Genomic DNA, 17000 nt, shown 5'->3' with positions numbered 1-17000 from the left:
TCAGCGGCTTGAGGATCTATGAGCTATTGCTCTGCGGGCCCTTTGAACACCTAACAGAACTGCGTTGCCCCTCTTGGCGCCGGTACGGCGAGAACCACCACCCGCGTAGACGGCGCCGGATAACGGCGAGCAACTCGGCGACCTGTGTTAGGTGCTCTTAGCACTTATTGCGCCCACGGCGGGGAGATCACTGTGTCCCCGAGCGTGCCCTGAATGCCCGCGGACGTGCACACGGTCGCCCGCACGGCCTCGGTGTCGGAGCCGTTGGCCAGCCAGAACAGCGTGTTCACCGGAATGATCAGCGCGTCGCCCGGCTGGGCCCCGTGTGCCACGCCGTCGATAGTGGCCACCAGACGCCCGGCCTGGACCACGAACACCTCTTCCCGATCGACCGAATGCTCCGGCGAGCGCGCTCCCGGCGCGAACTCTAACGACCAGACCGCGAGTTCCTTCGACCCCCGCGACGGCACCGCGAGCGAGTGGATCGTGGTCCCCGGCTGCTCGAACACCGGCGCGCCGACCCGGCTGGCTGTGGTCATGCTGTCCTCCTATAATGGTCAACCTGATTGACTACATTGAAGAAGGTAAACCGCGTTGACTAGTTCGTCAAGACGTCGTGGTGAGATCCCGCTCCTGCTGGCGATGATCTATCGCGCCATGAACGACGAGATCCACGACCGCCTGGCAGCCGAAGGCCGCGAACCCCTGCGCCCCGCCCACGGCTACACCTTCCGCCTCCTGCTCGCCCGCGACGACATCACCACCGTCGCCCTCGCCGACCACCTGGGCATCACCAAGCAGGCCGCCTCCAAGATCGCCGCCGAACTGGAGACCTGGGACTACCTAGAACGCCGCCCCCACCCCACCGACGGCCGCGCCCGCGTCCTCGCTCTCACCGCCAAGGGCCTCGCCTACGTCCGCCACGCCGACGAGCTCTGGGGCCAGGCCGAGGACCGCTGGGCCGCCGTGATCGGCCCCGACCGCCTCGACCAGATCCACGCCGACATGCGCGCCTACGTGGACGCCTCCGGCGGCAGAGCCGCCCTCCGCCCAGTCTGGTGATCTCCACCTTGACCAGCGGATTCGACGAAAAATCGTCATTTGGGCGGCCACCGCCTGTGTGGCCTTCTTTGCGACTGGTTTCTCGTTGACTCGGCCCTAGGATGGGCGCATGACGCTCCAAGAGATCGCCGCGCAGGCCGTCCCCGAGAACGCGCACCTGCTCGACGTGCGCGAACTCGACGAGTGGCGAGCCGGTCATGTCCCCGACGCCCAGCACATCCCGCTGATGGAGCTGCAGAACCGCGTCGGCGAGGTCCCCCAAGGCCAGCCGGTCTACGTGATCTGCCGCGTCGGCGGCCGCTCGGCCCAGGCCACCGTCTGGCTCAACCACGTCGGCTGGGAAGCCGTCAACATCGAGGGCGGCATGCAATCCTGGGCCGCCGCCGGCAAACCCATGATCAGCGAAACCGGCCACCCGCCCTACGTGGCCTAGCGGCCGGACCGGCTACCGCGCAACTCTCAAGGGGTGACGATGGCGAAGTCCGGTGCCGGGTCGTCCAGGACGGCAGCGAGGCGTCGCAGGACGTTTATGTCCCCATCGTGATCGAGCATGTCGGCGCCCTTGCCCGCGAGCAGGCCGAACAGTTGCGGTTTGGTGAGCCGTACGGTGAGGTCCACGGTGGCGGCGGGCGGGTTCGGCTGCTGGATGAGCGCTCCGTTCGACATGGTGGTGCGGTAGTGCTCGCCGGAATCGACGAGGTGCCAGTCGATGGCGAAGTGCTCGTTCCACGCCTGGGGCCCGTTGACGCGGATGGCCAGCGAATCGAAGATCTGCTCCACGGTCAGCGCGGCGATCATGTCGGGTGAGGTGACGCCGATGCCGGCGGGCACGATGCCGCCGTTCAGTTCCAGAGCGCCCATCAGGTAGACGTTGCGCCAGGTGCCGTTCTCCGTGCCGCGGCCAAGAGCCGTGTACACCTCGGCGAGCAGGTTGCGGGCCGCTGAGTCGTGCTCGTCGGCGAAGACGGCGTGGTTGAGCAGCGTGGCGGCGAAGCGCAGATCTCCCTCGCTCATGTAGCGGCGGCACCATCCACTCCCAAGAGGCAGGTGTGATTAAACTTCTGATCGTTTTAGGGGGCTGATTTAGCGCGTGGGAGCAATGCCTGTACGGCGATGCCGACCGGCTCTCCGGGATCGGTGACCGGCTGCGCGACGAGCATGGCCGTGCGGCCATCGGAGAGTGGTATCTCCGCCACAGCCGCCCGGCCCTGCGCGACCATGTTCACGGCGGCGTCTTCCAGGGCGAGCCGATCGTGGCGGCACAGGTCCCGGAGCGCGGAGCGCGACGCGGCGATTGCCGCTCTGGTCCCCTGTGCCCCGAGGTACCTCCTTATCAGGGCCTGCTCGCGTTCTGTGCTCAGTTCGAACAGCCTTTGCTCGACGGCGCGCGCCGCTCGCCGGGCGGCCGCCATCATCTCCGCGTTCGCCCTCTCGCGCGGGACGCCGACGCACACGACCCCTTCCATGCGCCCGCTGAGAGGATGGCGCACCGGTTCGCCCACAGCGGTGAAGTCGCGCAGCTTTTCTGAGAAGTGCTCGTTGCCCGAGATCAGGCAGGTTCGCCGTTCCAGCAGCGTGGAACCGACGGCGTTGGTGCCGATCTCCGACTCGGCGCAGCTGAAGCCGGGAACGGCGCAGACCTTGTCCAGGGCTCTGTGCAGTGAGGTCTCGCCCACGACACGCAGAAGGTGTATTCCGGACGATTCGCTCAAGAATACACTCGTCGAGGTCCCGGCGACGCTGGTCCGCAGCCGGTCGAATACGGGCCGGGCTGCGCGCACCAGGATGTTGTCGTAGTCCACATCCTCGAGCAGGCGCGGCTGGAAGGTGGCGGGGGTGAGCCCGGCGGTCTGACAACGCTGCCACGAGTGCAGGATCGGAGCACGCACTTCCTGCCCCGCGAGCCGTCCGCTCAGGAACCTCTCCACGATCTCGCCCACGGGTCCTTGCCCGTCATCCCAGGTATCTGCACTCCAGCTCACTTAGTGTTTGCTCCTTGCCGCAGGTCACAGGTGGTATTTTGAGCAAGATGACCTCATATTAGTTCCATCTGGAAATCCAAGCATAACTGACCAAATTTATTTACCGATAATCGCCAAGATATTGGATAAATTCGAAAGAGGCAGGCGGGCCACGTCGCAGCACTCCGCCTTACGCCGCCCGCGGACCGAAAGTGTGACTGCGGCGATCGGCCGCTGGCGCTAGATCAGATCGAGGGCCGCGGCGACGACGTTGTCCGCGCCGATGCCGTGGCCAGCACGGGCTTGGACGGCGTCGAACCACGACGCCGACGTGGACCGGGAGAACGGCTGGCGACTGGCTCTCACAGACGCTGGCGTGACCGCCCTGGAAGCGGGATGATCTCGACCCAGTCGGCCAGATCGACGAGAGCGGCGACCTCGCACGGGGCGGCACAGAAGCCGAGATGCATCCGGCCATAGTCGGCGAAGATTTGGGTGACGCGAGTGAGCGGCCGCTTGTCGAGCACGATCACCTCGACCGCCTGTTCGCACGGCGACCCCAACCTCGCCGGGTGCGCCCTGCGCCGCCACGGCATCACCCTCCTCTTTGGAACGGCGTGCGCCCTCGGGCGTACGCCGTTCGCGTCATACTCAGCCGCGCTTGGCGTACACCTTCTTGACTTTGGCGACGGCCTTCTTGGCGGTCTTCACCGTCGTCGGCCACGTCGACTTGCTGTCGGTCAGGCCCTGATAGACGACGACCGAACTCTTGTACGCCACGACCACGAACTCCGACACAAAATCGTCCGCATCGAACCTCCCGAACGGAGGGGCGACGAAGGCCACCTCGAAGGCGTACGTGGCGTCGCCGAGGTTGGCGACCTTCTTCCTCTTGAACTCGCTCTCCCCCACGGGGCCCACCTGCCCGTCACAGGAGACGGCGACCTTCGACGCGGCGGTCTTGAGCTGCCTGATCGTCGCCGGATTACCCGTGAACACCTGATGTACCCCGTTGGCCTCGCCGAGGATCAAAGCTGAGGGCCTCACCCCACCGAACACGCTGTCGTACGACTCCAGCGCATCCACGCAGCGCGCATCGTCCACCCTGAGCGAGGACAGAGACGCTCCATCCAGGTGCGCTTCCAGGATCATCACGTCCTTACCGAGGTCCTTACCGGCCAACAGGGCCCGCTTCATCTCCGCCTTCGTGAGCGGGGCCACCGGCGCCCACACCGTCAGCGCACCCGTGAGCAGCAGTTCCATAATCATGGTTCTCTCCCGCCTCCGCATGATCGGAGACCGAACGCTAGCGCCACACGACCAACCTGATCAACGAAATGCGCAGCATCTTCACAGGCACCACATACCACGCGATCAGCGGCATAGTGTTCGGCGATCGCGGTGAACGCGGCCTTGGGCTCCCAGCGCAGGTCAGGATAGGCGCCGCCGTAACGGTCTTCGAAGACCTAGACGATGCCGACGCTGGCGAGATCAAGATCCTCGCGGGATCTCCCTCCGTTACCAGCCAGTGACAGAGTATCGGTAGCGCTCGCTATGGTGCCCGCATGACTCATCAAACCTCCATAACCCGCCCCGGGCGTCGGTCGAGGATCACCGAGTTCGCCCCGTGCATCTCCTGCGGCTGCACGACCGATCAATCCTGCCGAGACGGCTGCCAACGCGACACGAACCCGTCCTTCTACCGCCCCACGCTGGGGTTGTGTACCGCATGCCTGCCTCGCAACGTGGTTATTCAAAGGATTGGGGGCTCCAAGGTTCACGCCAAGCGTCGCAACCAGCCCAGCACCGCGCAGCTTACGGAGATCGGCGGCGGGCGATGCGTCATCTGCGAACTGGACAGTATCGCAATGCGGCCGCAACAGGGATTCGCTCAGGAGCGAAGCCCGGCACGGATGGTCGCGTCGGCGGCGATGTGGAACGCGTGGTCGATGCTCTCGGCAGGTTCGGCGAGTCCGTCTTCGATCCAGGATCGGATGGCGGCGATCAGCATGCTGGTGGTCATCGCGGCCAGCAGGGGCACCGGGACGGCGGGAGTCGCGCCGGGTGGCACGCGGGCGGCCAGGCGCTCGGCGAACTTGCTGGTCAGCTTGTCGTGCAGCGCACCCAGAAACAGAGCCAGAGCGCGGCCTCTGGCCATGACCTGGTAGAGATCGGCTTGGGCACCGATGTGATGGAGTAGGGCGAGGCTGGGATATGGCCAGGTGCCGCGCCCATCGGGATTCGCGGTGGTGCTGGTGTCGAGGGTTTCGATCATCCGGTGGACGCCGTCGACAAGGAGGTCGTCCTTGTCGGTGAAGTGGGCGTAGAAGGTCGAGCGGCCGACATTGGCGTGGTCGGTGATCTCCTGCACCGTGATCACGTCATAGCGTTTGACCCGCATGAGGTCGACCATAGCCCGCATCAGCGTTCGCCGGGTGCGCAGCGACCGGCGATCGGTTTTGGTCTGCCGCATCGCCCCCTCCATTCCTAGACGGTTTCCCGCTTCTGTCTCGTAGCGGACGTATCCCGTGATCTGTGACTTGACCTGCACCTATTCCACAAGACGATACTCCGCTACAAGACAAATGTCTTGTAGGAGAGGGTTGTCGGGAAAGGTCATCGTTCATGATCGATGCCATATATGACCCGCTGGTGTGGGTACTGACCACCGGCCGGGTGCACGCGCTGCGGCGCGCCATCCTCGCGGCGGCCGCACTCCAACCTGGTGAGGACCTGCTCGACGTCGGCTGTGCCACGGGGGCGCTGACCGCCGCGGCACGGGAACTGGGCGGAAATACGTCACGAGTGGTCGGGGTGGACATCTCGGAGCCGATGCTGGTCCGGGCCCGCCGCCGCGCCGCCCGGGCCGGGGCCGACGTCGACTTCACGTCTGGGCGTGCTGAGAAGCTGCCATTCCCCGACGACTGTTTCGACGCGGTGGTGCTCAGCCTCGTGGTCCACTGCATGTCCGCCGACCAGGCGACGCAGGCTGTCACGGAGGCTCGCCGGGTGCTCCGCCACGGCGGCCGGGCCGTGATCGCGGACTTCGGCCGCAGCACCGGCGCCGCCAGTCGACTGCGGGCCCACCTCATGCTGCACGGCGGCGTCGCGGCGAGCGCGCCCGACCTGGGCGCCCTGCTGTCGGCAGGCGAATTCACCGACGTCAGAACCCAGCGGTCCCCGATATCCGCGCTGACCATCGCGCGGGGAACCCGTCTCGACGACTGATCACCGCCCGTTCGTCTCAAACTTTCGTCTCATCCTGAAGGAGAGAGCAACATGACCAAGCCAAAAGCGGCTCGAACGCCCGCCGCGGCCTCATCGAGTGACCACGACCACGCAGTCGTCAAGGTCACCCAGGCGGTGAAGACCTTCCGCAACGGCACGACCGTGTTTGAGGCGCTGCGCGGGGTCGATCTCCGCGTCCGGGAAGGCGAGTTCGTCGCCATCGTGGGCCGTTCGGGGTCGGGGAAGTCGACCCTGCTCAACCTGGTCGCCGGGATCGACCGGCCGACCTCCGGGAGCATCGAGGTGGCCGGGACCTCCCTCAACGAGCTGAGCGAGAACCAGCTCGCGGCCTGGCGAGGGAAGACGGTCGGGGTGGTGTTCCAGTTCTTCCAGCTGTTGCCCACCCTGACCGTGGGCGAGAACGTCATGCTGCCCATGGAACTGTGCCGCACCGTGCCGCCCGGGGAACGCCGCGCCCGCGCCACCACGCTGCTGGAGCGGGTCGGGATCGGCCGACTCGCCGGCAAGTTGCCCTCCGCCCTGTCCGGTGGCGAGCAACAACGTGCCGCGATCGCCCGCGCGCTGGCCAACGACCCGCCCGTGCTGGTCGCCGACGAACCCACCGGCAACCTGGACGCCCAGACCGGCACCGCCGTACTCGACCTGCTGGCCGAGCTCGCCGCCCTGGGCACGTGCGTGCTCATGGTCACGCACGAACGCGACCTCGCCGCGTGGGTGGATCGCACGGTCACCATCGCCGACGGGCGGATCACGTCCACCGAGACGACCGCTGATGTGGTTGCCACGTCGGCGTCGGCGGCTTCGGCGCCGAAGGGGTCCTCGGATGGGGCTACGGAGGCGATCTCATGCTGAACATGCGGGGGCGCAAGACCTTGCGCGATCTCTGGCTGCAACGCGGACGTGCGGGGCTGGTCGTGGTGGCGATGGCCCTCGGCGTGTTCGGGGTGGTCTGGATCACTTCCAGCTCTGAGGTGCTCTCCCGGGAGCTGCGCGCCCAGTTTCTGGCCACCAGCCCGGCCTCGGCCACCCTGCGCGCCGACGGCCTCACCCCGCAGGTGCTCGCCGACGTCCGGGCGATGCCGGGGGTGGGGCTTGCCGAGACCGCCACCACTCTCCAAAGCCGGGTGAAGATCGGTCCGTCGGACTACAAGCCGCTGGTGCTGTTCTCCCGCACCGACTTCGCCGCCAGCACGATCGCCATGCTGAAAGCGCAGGATGGCACGTGGCCGCCGCCGCCCGGCGAGATCGTGATCGAGCGGGCCGCGATGGGGGTCGCCCAGACCCGCATCGGCGACACCATCGAGGTCACCGTGCCGGGAGGTAAGCCCCGGACCATCCGGGTGGCCGGCACCGTACACGACCTCGGGCAGGCCCCGGCCTGGCAGGACGGCCTGGCGTACGGGTACGTCACCCCCGACACCCTGGCCCGGCTGGGCTTCGACCCGAAGCCAACCGAGCTGCGCATCGTCGTGGACGGCGATCGCCTCGACCCCGCCCACATCGACGCGGTCGCGAGCACCGTCGCCGACCGGCTGCGCGATCGCGGCGTCCAGATCACCCAGGTGCTCGCACCTGAACCGGCGGTGCACCCCCACCAGACCCAGATGGACTCGCTGCTGTGGTTGCAGCAGTCCTTCGGGGTGCTGGCGCTGCTGCTCAGTGCCCTGCTGGTGGCCACCCTGATGACGGCGCTGCTGGCCGGGCAGGTCCGACAGATCGGTGCGATGAAGGCCGTCGGCGCCCGCGCCGGGCAGATCGTCGTCGGCTATGCCGCGATGGTCATGGTGCTCGGCCTGGCCTCCCTGGCCATCGGCTGGCCACTGGGCCAGCTCGCCACAGACGGCTACATCACGGCGGTTACCGCCATCCTCAACTTCGACGTCGAGGAGAGAGGGCTGCCGATCTGGCTGGTCGTCGGGCAGCTCGCCGTCGGGCTTGTCGTGCCGCTGGTCGCGGCGGCGTTCCCGGTGCTGCGCGCGGCCCGCGCGACCACGGCCATCGCCATGCGCGACCACGGCGCCACTGCCCCCGCCACCCGCCCCACTCGGCGGGCCCGCACTCCCCGTCGGCCGGCCGGGCTCCGGCTGCCCGGGCTGTCCCGGATGGCCGCCCGCAACGTCGTCCGCCGCCGGGCCCGCCTGGCCGTGACGATGATCGCGCTCGCCCTCGGCGGCTCCGCGTTCATCGCCGCGCTCAACCTGTCCACCTCGCTCAACGTCACCATGCAAGGCCAGAGCGACGCGCTGCGCTACGGCATCGCGGTCAACCTCACCCGCCCCTACCCGGCCGAGCAGGTCGCCGCCCTGGTCCGGGACGTCCCGGGAGTCGCCACCGCCGAGACCTGGCTCAGCACCAAGGTCGGCGTCGGCGACACCCCGACCACGGAATACACGCCCTCCCTGTATGGGGTGCCCGCCGACACCCCGATGCTGGCCCTGCCCGTGCTGTCCGGGCGTTGGCTGAAACCGGGCGAGAACCGCGGCATCGTGATCAGCCACAACCTCGCGAAGGACTACCCGGCGCTGAAGGTCGGCGACGACGTCCAGCTGCGCATAGATGGTCGGTTCGGCACCTGGCACGTGGTCGGGATCGTCCGGCAGGTCGCCGCGCCGCCGACGGCCTGGACGACCTACGACGCCCTCGCTGGCGTGCTGGGGGGCACCGGGACCACCAACGCCGTCCGGGTGATGACCGGCACCCACGACACGGACGCCCTCGTCGCGACCCGAAAGGCCGTCGACGACGCCCTGACCGCCGCCGGGATCGACGTCGCCTCCAACTCGGACACCGCCGAGTCCCAGCAGGTGCTCAGCGACCACATCATCGTGATCGTGGTTTTCCTCGGGGCGCTGACCCTGCTCAGCGTGCTGATCGGCGGCCTCGGCCTGGCCACCACCATGGCCATCAACGTGATCGAACGTACCCGGGAGATCGGCGTCCTGCGGGCCGTCGGCGCCACCACGGTCTCCATCCTCACCCTCGTCGTCACCGAGGGAGGCATCATCGGCGCGCTCAGCTGGCTCGCCGCCCTGGTGCTGGCCGTCCCCGCCAGCATCGTGTTCGGCCAGGTCATCGGCGAGATCTTTCTGGAGACTCCGCTCGACTTCGCCGTCAACGGCCTGGCGCCCTTCGTCTGGCTCGCCATCGTCATCGTCCTGTCGGCCCTGGCCAGCCTCACCCCCGCCCGCCGAGCCGCCGCCCTCACCGTCCGAGAGACCCTCGCCTACCAGTGACGTCACCCAATTCTGCCGTTCCCACTCATCGCATTCCCTCTCATCGAACAGGAGACCGGACCATGTCCAAGACCCAGCGCATCCTGCTCAAGACAGTGGGCGGCCTCGCCGCCGTCGCCGCAGTCGGGACCGGGATCTACTTCCTGATCCAAGCCATCATCGCCATGCACAGCTGAACATCGCCGTCTCTTCCTGGCCGGCCACCATCTCGGTGGCCGGCCGTCGGCCATACGGGAGTCGTATGTGCCGGGGTAGGGATGTGCACACGCTCGGACGGCCGACCTGGCCGGTCTTGGCCGCCTCGTAGACGGCCGTCTTGGGATTCCTTGAGAGTGATGCCGTGGCGGCACAGGGCGCACCGGGCTGGGTTGGGGTCGCCGTGCGGACAGGCGGGAGTGGTGGCCTCAGCCACGGTGCGGTCGGCCGTGCTCAACCGGCTCGGAGGCTGTACGGGGTCCAGCCCGTCGGCCGGGCGGTTCGTGAGGACGGTGCTGTCGGAGAGGGCGGGATCGGTTGCTTGGACTGCGGTGAGCCGGGCCCGCGTGATCTGCGCGCCGATGGCGGCGCACGCCTGGCAGGGCTGACCGGTGTCGAGACGGACGTGGTCCTCGCAGCGCAGGTCCGAGCAGTGGTAGCCGCAGCGGGTGATTGCGATCGCGACGGCGACCGGGTCGGTGATGTCCTCGGTGCGGTATCGCCAGTGCTGCCAGCGGGCGTCGATGCGGTTGGCCAGCTCGGCGGGGGTGCGGACGGCGAGTTCGGCGGTGATGGCGGCGAGCACTCGGCGGGTGCCGTGCTCGGGGAGCAGCTTTCCCAGCGCTGGTGGGATTGCCGTGCGGTAGACCTGCGCCGCGACCCGCACACCGCGTAGCCGGGCTTCGCGGGTGGCTCTCGGTGCCTTGGTGGGTGTAGGTCCTCCGGCGTCAGCCGCAGCCTCAAGCGGGCTATCCACCTGCACGTTGCCTACGGCGGGAGGCTGAGGTGTCTCCAGTTCAGGTGGATAAAGTTCAGGTGTCTTCTGTGGAGTGCCCGGATCTGCCAGGGGTGAGTGCTCCCTTTTGCGAGGGGTGAGTGCCCTGGGTTGCGTGGGGCTGGCGAGGCCTTTGCGTCCTTTTTGACGTACGTGGCGGCCGTGTCGGCGGCCGGTGTCGGGGGAGGCACCCAGGAGTTCCCCCAGGTGGCCCACCGAGGTCTCCAGCGGGTGATCGGCGCCGCCCGGGCGGTCCAAAAGGATCAAGCCGTACAGCCGCCACGCGGTCGGCGAGATCCGCCGCTTGGGATCGCAGGTGGACGACAGCAGCTCCAGCGTCCAGGCCGGGACCGCGGCGTGGGCTTCGCCGGTGTCGCGGGGCAGTCGTAGCGCCGCGTGCCGGACCGCGCGCTTGGCCCCCAGCGGAGCCGATCGGGCCAGCCACGGCTCGTCCGGTTCATCGGCCAGCAAGGAGCGCCGCGCCCCATCGAGGGTCTTCTCGCTGACGCCCAGGGCGTCGGCGACCCAGCAGCGGCGAGCGTGCGCAGCCGCGCGTCCGCCGCCCAGCTTGCGTGGCATCAGGGTCTCGTAGACCGCCCACGCCGCCACGGCGAGGCCTGCGTGATCGGGAGAGCGGAGCAGGCTGGCGGGCATCTGGATGTGTCCACGCGGGTGAGTCTTCGGGGGAGTGCTGGGTGCCGTCGGGACGGCTGGTGGGTCTTTGGCCGTTGCAGTCATTTGGCCGTCCCGAGGCGGCTGGCAAGCACCTGTCCAAGACGGATGGGGTCAACGCCGACCCTCGGAGCGCACCTCGTGGCTGTACGATGCCGAGCAGTTCGACCTATGCTCTGACCAGGTGCGACGGGTCGCCCCGTACAGCTGCAAAGTACAGCTACCGCCCCGCACGTGGCTGTACTTCCGTGGACGTCTGCGGACGCTTGTTCGAAATCTGCGAACCCAAACCCGTGGTAGATCTTTGTCCAGTTATGAGGCATCATGGAGCCCGCACGCTGGGCTGATGCCGGGCGTGTCTTCAACTTCAGACCGCGGGAGCTCGGGCGTAACCGGGCTGAGAGGGCAACCAGCGTTGCCGACCGCATGAACCTGTCCGGGTAATGCCGGCGTAGGGAGCGTGTGTCAATGGCGCGTGTCGTTGTGGAGTCGGTTGAGGCTCCGCTCACTCTGGATGAGGCGCCGCCGAAGGCGTTGGGGGTGCTCGATCAAGGGGCGCTCTGGGCCAATCTCGGGGTCAGTCTGCTGGGGTTCTCGGGGGCTGTGGCGCTGGTCAATCCGCTGGGTGATCGGCCGTTGAGTTTTGTCGCGGCGTTGACGGCGGCGGTGGTGGGGAGTCTGGTCGGGACGGCGATGGTGGGGCTCGCGGCGATTCCGGGGACGCGGACGGGGGCCCCGGCGATGGTCCTGCTGCGGGGGCTGTTCGGGGCGAAGCTCTCGTATCTGCCGACCGTGCTGAACATCGTGCAGATGCTCGGGTGGGGCGCGTTCGAGCTGTGGGTGATCGCGCAGGGGGCGAAGGCCATCGCGGGGACGATGGGGGTCACCGTGCCGGATCCGGTGTGGGTGATCATCGGGGGAGCGATCACCACGGCGTTGACGATCCGGCCGTTGGGGGCGGTCCGGCTGTTGCGGCGGTACGTGACGGTCGGGGTGATCGTTTCGATGGTCTACTTCGGTTACGTGTTCTGGCAGCGCGGGGCCGAGTTGGGTAGCGGCTCGTGGGAGGCGTTCGCGCCCTCGGTGGACTACGTGATCGCGCTGTCGGTGTCGTGGGTGCCGCTGGCTGCGGACTTCTCGCGGTTCTCGCGGTCGAGCCGGGCCGCGTTCGGCGGGGTGGTGGGCGGATACACGATCGCGCAGGTGGCCTGCCTGACCCTGGGGATCGCGGCGATGGCGCTGGTCGGCAACGATCCGGCGAAGGTCTGGGATCCGTTCGTGGCGGCCTCGTTCGGGGCCGTCTTCTTCGGGATCCTGGTGCTGCGGGAGACCGATCAGTCGTTCGTGAACGTGTATTCGACCACGATGTCGGTGCAGAACCTGATGCCCCGGGTGGACCGGCGGATCATCTCCGGGGTGGTCGGGGCGTTCGTCACGCTGCTGGCGATCTTCGTGAACGCGGATACGTACGCGGCGTTCCTCGGGATCATCGGCGCGGTGTTCGTGCCGATGTTCGCGGTGCTGGTGGTCGACTACTTCCTGCTCGGCGGGGCCGCGCGGTGGGACGTCTCGGAGCGGGCGCCGTCGCGGTGGCCGATGGTGCTGCCGTGGGCTCTCGGGTTCTGCGCCTGGTGGCTGCTCGGCGCGCTGCCGCAGGTGCCCTGGTGGGAATCGCTGTGGCTGGGCATCAGGAGCGGTCTCGGGTTCACCCCCGCGCCGTGGATGAGCGCCGCGCTCGGCTCCTTCCTGGTCGCGGCGCTGGTAACGCTGCTGGTGGGCCGCCGCCGCACCTGATCGGGGTACGGCGACGGGAGACCATCAGCGAATCGACGCGAACGCGACACCGGCGGCGGAGGCGATCACGGTCGCCAGCACCACCAGCACGAGCGGCGACTTCAGCGGGTTGGGCCGCTTCAGCGGCGGCTCCGCCAGCTGCCTCCTGACCTTCGGAGGCGAGGGAGACGGCGACGGGCTCGGCGTCGCCGAACTCGTCTGGACCACAGGAATCACCGCCTGCGGGATGACCGTCCGAGAGGGAGACGGCCGGGGCGCGGGCGACCGCGTCGGAGTGGGGCTCGGCTCCGGCGCGGGAGAATTCGGGGCCGGCGTCGGATACGGTTCCGGCGACGGCAACGGTGTCGGCGTGTGCGGCGGCTGGTACGGCGGATGCGGATCGGGCGGGCACGGATAGGCCCCGATCCCGATGCCGACCCGGAGGCTGACCACGAGGTTCACGTCAAGGCAGACCTCGATCAGCCCGTGCTCATCCCCATCATCCAGCGAGGAAGCAGCCGCGGGCCCCGCCGCGACGCTCAACCCGACGAGCACCCCCGCCAGCACCACAGGAAGCCGCATCTCAGCCCATCCCGGAGATCCGCTGGAACTCCTGCAGCGCCGCCGAGAACGCGTCCGGCCGCACCGCGAGGCCGCCATCGAAGACCCGGACGATGTCGAAGGTCAGCCACACCCCGACCCCGAGCAAAGCCGCCATCGCCAGCAACGGCACCAGCGTGGCCCCCCGCGGCCGGGCCCCCGCCATGAACGGGAACAGCAGCACCAGCAGACCGGTCACCACCGTCAGCACCAGGATCCCGGTGGGCGGGGTGGCCTGCGCGTCGGCGGCCCGCTGGCGGCGCGCCGAGGTCAGGTTCTGCACCTGCTCCAGCACCGCCATCTTGGCGTCCTCGGTGGCGCCCCCGGTCGTGTCCAGGCTCGCCACCTGGGTGCGGAGCGTGTTCAGCCGGGTGGAGCCCTCGGGGCTGAGGTTGCCCTTGGCCATCACCCGCCACTCCTCGTCGATCACGAACCCGACGTAGTCCCGCAGCTCGGTCTGGACCAGACCCGCGGTCGGGAACGGCAGCGCGCTGGCCGCCCAGTACGCCTCCACGGCCGCCTGGCTCTCCGCGTAGGTGTTCTGCCGGGCCGAGTCCGCCGTCGTCCACGGCACGATGATCGCGATCGCGAAGACCAGCAGGAACAGAGCCGACAACATCGCCCCGGCGTGGCCGACGGTGGGGCCGCCGGGGTCACGGTCGTCGGATCCGCGGTCGAGCTTGCGGAATAGGAAGGCGGCCAAGGCCACCACGCCGACCGCCGTCACGATCGCGAAAACGCAGGCCACCATGGCCACTCCTCGTCACTTTGCTGACTGCATGCCGTGACATAGCTATCACATTAGGTGACGATCGCAAACCCGAGGTGACTAGTTCAGCACGCCTTCCATACGAAGAAGATGCTCTTTGGCGGGCGTGCCCCCCGCGTACGACCCGATCGAGCCGGAGGAGTCGATCGCCCGATGGCAGGGCACGACCAGGCAGACCGGATTGGCGGTGATCGCGTTGGCCACCGCCCGCAGCGCCTGCGGGCGCCCGATCCGCCCGGCGATCTCCTGGTACGTGGTGACGCTCCCGTATCCGACGGCCACCATCATCGGCAGCACCGTACGCGCGAAAGGTGTCGCCAAGCGCAGGTCGAACGGCACGGTGAAGGCGCGCAACTTTCCGGCGAAGTACGCGTCGAGCTCGCGCCGTACCGGATCCAGACGGCGCGGGTCAGGCCCGATGAACCTACCGACATCACGATAAATCCGGGCGAACACCGTGTGCTCTGATTCGAAGCTGCACGCCACGACACCGCGTGACGTCACCGCCAGGACCACGCCCCCGACGGGCGTCTCCGCCGTGCCGAACGCGACATCCGGCGGGGTCTCCCCGACGTAGTTGGGCGCGGTCACGCGAAGCAGGGCTTCGAGGTCCCCCGTGGACACCCCTTGAGACATGGCCCCACTTCCTCTCGCTCTCCCGAGCAGCGTAGCGGAGCCATGAAAAACACCAAGATCACGACCGGAAAACAGGCACGATGGAGGGATGGAGAGCGATCACAGGGACGAATGGGACACCGAGGATGATGGTCTGGCCAAGGCCGTGGTGGCCGCGGCCGCCAACGCCATCGTCGCCCTGGACCGCGACCTCTCCGTGCTCAGCTGGAACCCGGCCGCCGAGCGGCTGTTCGGCTGGCCCGCCGCGGAGCTGCTCGGCCGCCGCGCGCCGCTGGTGCCGAGCGAGCTGATGGCCGAGCACAACGCCGTGCTGGAACGGGTGCGCAACGGCGGCCAGGTCTCGCTCAGGACCAAACGGTTCCGCCGCGACGGCCAGCTGCTGGACGTCCAGGTCGACACGAGCGCGCTCCGTACCGAATCCGGCACGCTACTCGGATATGTGAGCGTTTATCACCTCACCGAGGAGGACGAGGCCGCGCGCAGCCGGGTGGTTCGCCGGGCGCGTCTGGTCCGCCGTCTCACCGACGTGGTCGGCGACATCAACGCCGAACTGGACCTGCCGGTCGTGCTGGACCGGATCGCCGCCAGCCTCACCGAGCTGACCGGCGCGGACGCGGGCGGTTTCGTCCTGATCGAGGGGGACCGGCTGAGGCTGGTCGGCTCGCACCAGCTGCCCGACTCGATCCGCGGCGCCACCGCCGACCTGGGATCCAGCCTGGTCGGCAAGCTCCTGCGCACCGGCAAGCCGGTCATGCTGGAGACCGGGCACGACGGGCTCCAGGACCTCATCTGGGCCAAGCTCGACGGCCTGCACACCATCGCGGTCGGCATCGCGGCCGTCGGCGGCCGCCCCTATGGAGCGCTCTACGCCCTGTTCGCCAAGCGCAAACCCGGCCACCTCGAGCTCGAACTGCTCGAACTCCTCGCCGGCCACGCCGGCATCGCGGTGGCCAACGCCACCGCCTACCAGGACGCGGTACGGCAACGCGCTCACGAGCGCGCGGTCTTCGACGCCAGCGCGGACGGCATCGCCGTACTGGACGGAACCGGCTGCGTGATCCAGTGGAACCCGGCCGCCGCCGAGCTCACCGGGTTCCCCGCGGACGAGGTCATCGGCGGCCCGCCGCCGTTCGCGCTCCCGCTGCCCGGCGAGAAGCTGACCATCCAGCTCCCGTCCGGACGCTGGCTGGACGTGCTCTGCGCCGAGATCGACGAGACCGGCGAGATCGTGGTCGACTTCCGCGACATCACCAGGGCCAAGGAGCTGGAGGAGGCCAAGGACCTGTTCCTGGCCACCACCAGCCACGAGCTGCGCACCCCGATCACGGTGGTGCGCGGGTTCGCCAGCACCCTGGACGCCCGCTGGGACAAGATGTCCGACACCGAGCGGCGCTCCGCCGTGCACACCATCGCGGAACGCGCCAAATCCCTCGGCCAGCTCATCGACCACCTGCTGCTCGGCGCCCGGGCCGGTGCGGCCGAGCCCCCGGTCCGCTCGGAACGTTTCGACCTGGCCGAACGGGTGCATGCGGCCACCCTCGGCCTGCCCGTGCTGTCCGACCGGCACCGGGTCGAGGTGACGATCCCGGAGGATCTGCCGGCCGTGCACGGCGACGCGCTGGCCACCGACATCCTGCTCGGCCAGCTGCTGGAGAACGCCTTCAAGTACTCCCCGGACGGCGGCCTGATCCGGGTCGAGGCCTGGCCGGAGGACGACAGCGTGGTGCTGGTCGTGGACGACGAGGGCATCGGCATCCGCCCGGCCGACCGGGAGCGGGTGTTCGAGCGTTTCGTCCAGGGCGACAGCGGCGACCGCCGCCGGTTCGGCGGGGTCGGCCTCGGGCTTTACATCGTGCGGAGTTTGGCCCGGGCCCAGGGCGGCGAGGTGACCGCGCTGGCCCGCCCCGGCGGCGGCACCCGGATGCGTTTCGTGCTCCGGGTGGACGCCGGGGAACCCCATTACAGGAGCGGACTCACCGGCGCGGTAACGGACGGGTAACGGTACGTGTGACCTATCGTCCAATGTTCACAAGCTGTAATGGTCGATCGGTTTCCGCTCTCAGCTAAGCGGGCAT

Annotated in this window: 19 protein-coding genes and 1 riboswitch; of the genes, 8 read left to right on the top strand and 11 right to left on the bottom strand. The window is 68.6% G+C overall.

All coding sequences use genetic code 11. The features are described 5' to 3' along the window. Positions 1-164: 164 nt before the first annotated feature. Positions 165-539, bottom strand: a complete 375-nt coding sequence (locus tag ABGB08_RS11600) for a cupin domain-containing protein (RefSeq protein ID WP_347589260.1) — start codon at positions 537-539, stop codon at positions 165-167. Between the two features lie 55 nt (positions 540-594). On the opposite strand from ABGB08_RS11600, the gene ABGB08_RS11595 reads away from it, so the two are divergent. Both ABGB08_RS11595 and ABGB08_RS11590 read left to right on the top strand, forming a co-directional pair. Further along, positions 595-1062 (top strand): MarR family winged helix-turn-helix transcriptional regulator, encoded by a 468-nt coding sequence (locus ABGB08_RS11595; protein WP_347589258.1) that lies wholly within the window; start codon positions 595-597, stop codon positions 1060-1062. A gap of 109 nt (positions 1063-1171) precedes the next feature. Next, the gene (locus ABGB08_RS11590) at positions 1172-1495 is read left to right on the top strand and encodes a rhodanese-like domain-containing protein (RefSeq protein ID WP_155353276.1); all 324 of its coding nucleotides are present in this window, start codon (positions 1172-1174) and stop codon (positions 1493-1495) included. A 26-nt stretch (positions 1496-1521) separates the two neighbouring features. Here ABGB08_RS11590 and ABGB08_RS11585 read toward each other — a convergent pair whose 3' ends face one another. From ABGB08_RS11585 to ABGB08_RS11565, 5 genes are all read right to left on the bottom strand, one after another. Continuing rightward, entirely contained in the window at positions 1522-2076 is a 555-nt protein-coding gene (locus ABGB08_RS11585; RefSeq protein WP_347589256.1) for an alkyl sulfatase C-terminal domain-containing protein, read from the bottom strand. 56 nt (positions 2077-2132) lie between these two features. Beyond that, positions 2133-3044, bottom strand: a complete 912-nt coding sequence (locus tag ABGB08_RS11580; protein WP_347589254.1) for a hypothetical protein — start codon at positions 3042-3044, stop codon at positions 2133-2135. Between the two features lie 219 nt (positions 3045-3263). Then, complete coding sequence (locus tag ABGB08_RS11575) at positions 3264-3389, bottom strand: hypothetical protein (protein ID WP_347589252.1); 126 nt, start codon at positions 3387-3389, stop codon at positions 3264-3266. Further along, a complete protein-coding gene (locus ABGB08_RS11570; RefSeq protein WP_347589250.1) occupies positions 3386-3556 on the bottom strand; it encodes a hypothetical protein in 171 nt (56 codons plus the stop codon). Before ABGB08_RS11570 ends, ABGB08_RS11575 begins: the two co-directional genes overlap by 4 nt. 118 nt (positions 3557-3674) lie before the next feature. Next, positions 3675-4292 (bottom strand): hypothetical protein, encoded by a 618-nt coding sequence (locus ABGB08_RS11565; protein WP_347589248.1) that lies wholly within the window; start codon positions 4290-4292, stop codon positions 3675-3677. Positions 4293-4360: 68 nt separating this feature from the next. On the opposite strand from ABGB08_RS11565, the gene ABGB08_RS11560 reads away from it, so the two are divergent. Continuing rightward, positions 4361-4555, top strand: a complete 195-nt coding sequence (locus ABGB08_RS11560; RefSeq protein ID WP_347589246.1) for a hypothetical protein — start codon at positions 4361-4363, stop codon at positions 4553-4555. Positions 4556-4914: 359 nt separating this feature from the next. On the opposite strand, the gene ABGB08_RS11555 is transcribed toward ABGB08_RS11560, so the two are convergent. Further along, the gene (locus ABGB08_RS11555) at positions 4915-5496 is read right to left on the bottom strand and encodes a TetR/AcrR family transcriptional regulator (RefSeq protein ID WP_347589244.1); all 582 of its coding nucleotides are present in this window, start codon (positions 5494-5496) and stop codon (positions 4915-4917) included. Between the two features lie 152 nt (positions 5497-5648). On the opposite strand from ABGB08_RS11555, the gene ABGB08_RS11550 reads away from it, so the two are divergent. The 3 genes from ABGB08_RS11550 to ABGB08_RS11540 are packed head-to-tail and all read left to right on the top strand — an operon-like array spanning position 5649 to position 9505. After that, the gene (locus tag ABGB08_RS11550; RefSeq protein WP_347589242.1) at positions 5649-6251 is read left to right on the top strand and encodes a class I SAM-dependent methyltransferase; all 603 of its coding nucleotides are present in this window, start codon (positions 5649-5651) and stop codon (positions 6249-6251) included. 51 nt (positions 6252-6302) lie between these two features. Next, a complete protein-coding gene (locus tag ABGB08_RS11545; protein WP_347589240.1) occupies positions 6303-7124 on the top strand; it encodes an ABC transporter ATP-binding protein in 822 nt (273 codons plus the stop codon). Beyond that, on the top strand, positions 7118-9505 hold the full coding sequence (locus tag ABGB08_RS11540) for an ABC transporter permease (protein WP_347589238.1): 2388 nt from the start codon (positions 7118-7120) through the stop codon (positions 9503-9505). Before ABGB08_RS11545 ends, ABGB08_RS11540 begins: the two co-directional genes overlap by 7 nt. Before the next feature lie 136 nt (positions 9506-9641). Here ABGB08_RS11540 and ABGB08_RS11535 read toward each other — a convergent pair whose 3' ends face one another. Continuing rightward, positions 9642-11129, bottom strand: a complete 1488-nt coding sequence (locus tag ABGB08_RS11535; RefSeq protein ID WP_347589236.1) for a hypothetical protein — start codon at positions 11127-11129, stop codon at positions 9642-9644. 382 nt (positions 11130-11511) lie between these two features. Beyond that, positions 11512-11623, top strand: a riboswitch (TPP riboswitch). Here ABGB08_RS11535 and ABGB08_RS11530 point away from each other — a divergent pair. After that, complete coding sequence (locus ABGB08_RS11530) at positions 11616-12941, top strand: cytosine permease (protein WP_347589234.1); 1326 nt, start codon at positions 11616-11618, stop codon at positions 12939-12941. Its footprint overlaps the riboswitch before it by 8 nt. A 24-nt stretch (positions 12942-12965) precedes the next feature. On the opposite strand, the gene ABGB08_RS11525 is transcribed toward ABGB08_RS11530, so the two are convergent. The 3 genes from ABGB08_RS11525 to ABGB08_RS11515 form a co-directional block, all read right to left on the bottom strand. After that, positions 12966-13502 carry a hypothetical protein gene (locus tag ABGB08_RS11525; RefSeq protein WP_347589232.1) on the bottom strand — a complete coding sequence of 179 codons (537 nt, stop codon included), beginning with the start codon at positions 13500-13502 and terminating at the stop codon, positions 12966-12968. A 1-nt stretch (position 13503) separates the two neighbouring features. After that, positions 13504-14271, bottom strand: coding sequence for a hypothetical protein (locus ABGB08_RS11520; protein WP_347589230.1), 768 nt, complete (start codon positions 14269-14271; stop codon positions 13504-13506). 78 nt (positions 14272-14349) lie between these two features. Next, complete coding sequence (locus tag ABGB08_RS11515) at positions 14350-14925, bottom strand: methylated-DNA--[protein]-cysteine S-methyltransferase (RefSeq protein ID WP_347589228.1); 576 nt, start codon at positions 14923-14925, stop codon at positions 14350-14352. Between the two features lie 88 nt (positions 14926-15013). Here ABGB08_RS11515 and ABGB08_RS11510 point away from each other — a divergent pair, with 88 nt between their 5' ends. Further along, entirely contained in the window at positions 15014-16924 is a 1911-nt protein-coding gene (locus tag ABGB08_RS11510; protein ID WP_347589226.1) for a PAS domain S-box protein, read from the top strand. Positions 16925-17000: the final 76 nt, after the last annotated feature.

This window comes from Acrocarpospora sp. B8E8, from assembly GCF_039871605.1.
Lineage (GTDB): Bacteria > Actinomycetota > Actinomycetes > Streptosporangiales > Streptosporangiaceae > Acrocarpospora > Acrocarpospora macrocephala.
Note: the sequence above shows the minus strand (reverse complement) of the source record. Positions and strands in the feature narration are given on the sequence as shown.

Bases quoted from the DNA above. Each gene is read 5' to 3' on its own strand.
- ABGB08_RS11600 (WP_347589260.1), bottom strand. From the start codon at position 539: ATGACCACAGCCAGCCGGGTCGGCGCGCCGGTGTTCGAGCAGCCGGGG.
- ABGB08_RS11590 (WP_155353276.1), top strand. From the start codon at position 1,172: ATGACGCTCCAAGAGATCGCCGCGCAGGCCGTCCCCGAGAACGCGCAC.
- ABGB08_RS11585 (WP_347589256.1), bottom strand. From the start codon at position 2,076: ATGAGCGAGGGAGATCTGCGCTTCGCCGCCACGCTGCTCAACCACGCC.
- ABGB08_RS11565 (WP_347589248.1), bottom strand. From the start codon at position 4,292: ATGATTATGGAACTGCTGCTCACGGGTGCGCTGACGGTGTGGGCGCCG.
- ABGB08_RS11560 (WP_347589246.1), top strand. From the start codon at position 4,361: ATGCGCAGCATCTTCACAGGCACCACATACCACGCGATCAGCGGCATA.
- ABGB08_RS11555 (WP_347589244.1), bottom strand. From the start codon at position 5,496: ATGCGGCAGACCAAAACCGATCGCCGGTCGCTGCGCACCCGGCGAACG.
- ABGB08_RS11550 (WP_347589242.1), top strand. From the start codon at position 5,649: ATGATCGATGCCATATATGACCCGCTGGTGTGGGTACTGACCACCGGC.
- ABGB08_RS11545 (WP_347589240.1), top strand. From the start codon at position 6,303: ATGACCAAGCCAAAAGCGGCTCGAACGCCCGCCGCGGCCTCATCGAGT.
- ABGB08_RS11540 (WP_347589238.1), top strand. From the start codon at position 7,118: ATGCTGAACATGCGGGGGCGCAAGACCTTGCGCGATCTCTGGCTGCAA.
- ABGB08_RS11535 (WP_347589236.1), bottom strand. From the start codon at position 11,129: ATGCCCGCCAGCCTGCTCCGCTCTCCCGATCACGCAGGCCTCGCCGTG.
- ABGB08_RS11530 (WP_347589234.1), top strand. From the start codon at position 11,616: ATGGCGCGTGTCGTTGTGGAGTCGGTTGAGGCTCCGCTCACTCTGGAT.
- ABGB08_RS11525 (WP_347589232.1), bottom strand. From the start codon at position 13,502: ATGCGGCTTCCTGTGGTGCTGGCGGGGGTGCTCGTCGGGTTGAGCGTC.
- ABGB08_RS11520 (WP_347589230.1), bottom strand. From the start codon at position 14,271: ATGGTGGCCTGCGTTTTCGCGATCGTGACGGCGGTCGGCGTGGTGGCC.
- ABGB08_RS11515 (WP_347589228.1), bottom strand. From the start codon at position 14,925: ATGTCTCAAGGGGTGTCCACGGGGGACCTCGAAGCCCTGCTTCGCGTG.
- ABGB08_RS11510 (WP_347589226.1), top strand. From the start codon at position 15,014: ATGGAGAGCGATCACAGGGACGAATGGGACACCGAGGATGATGGTCTG.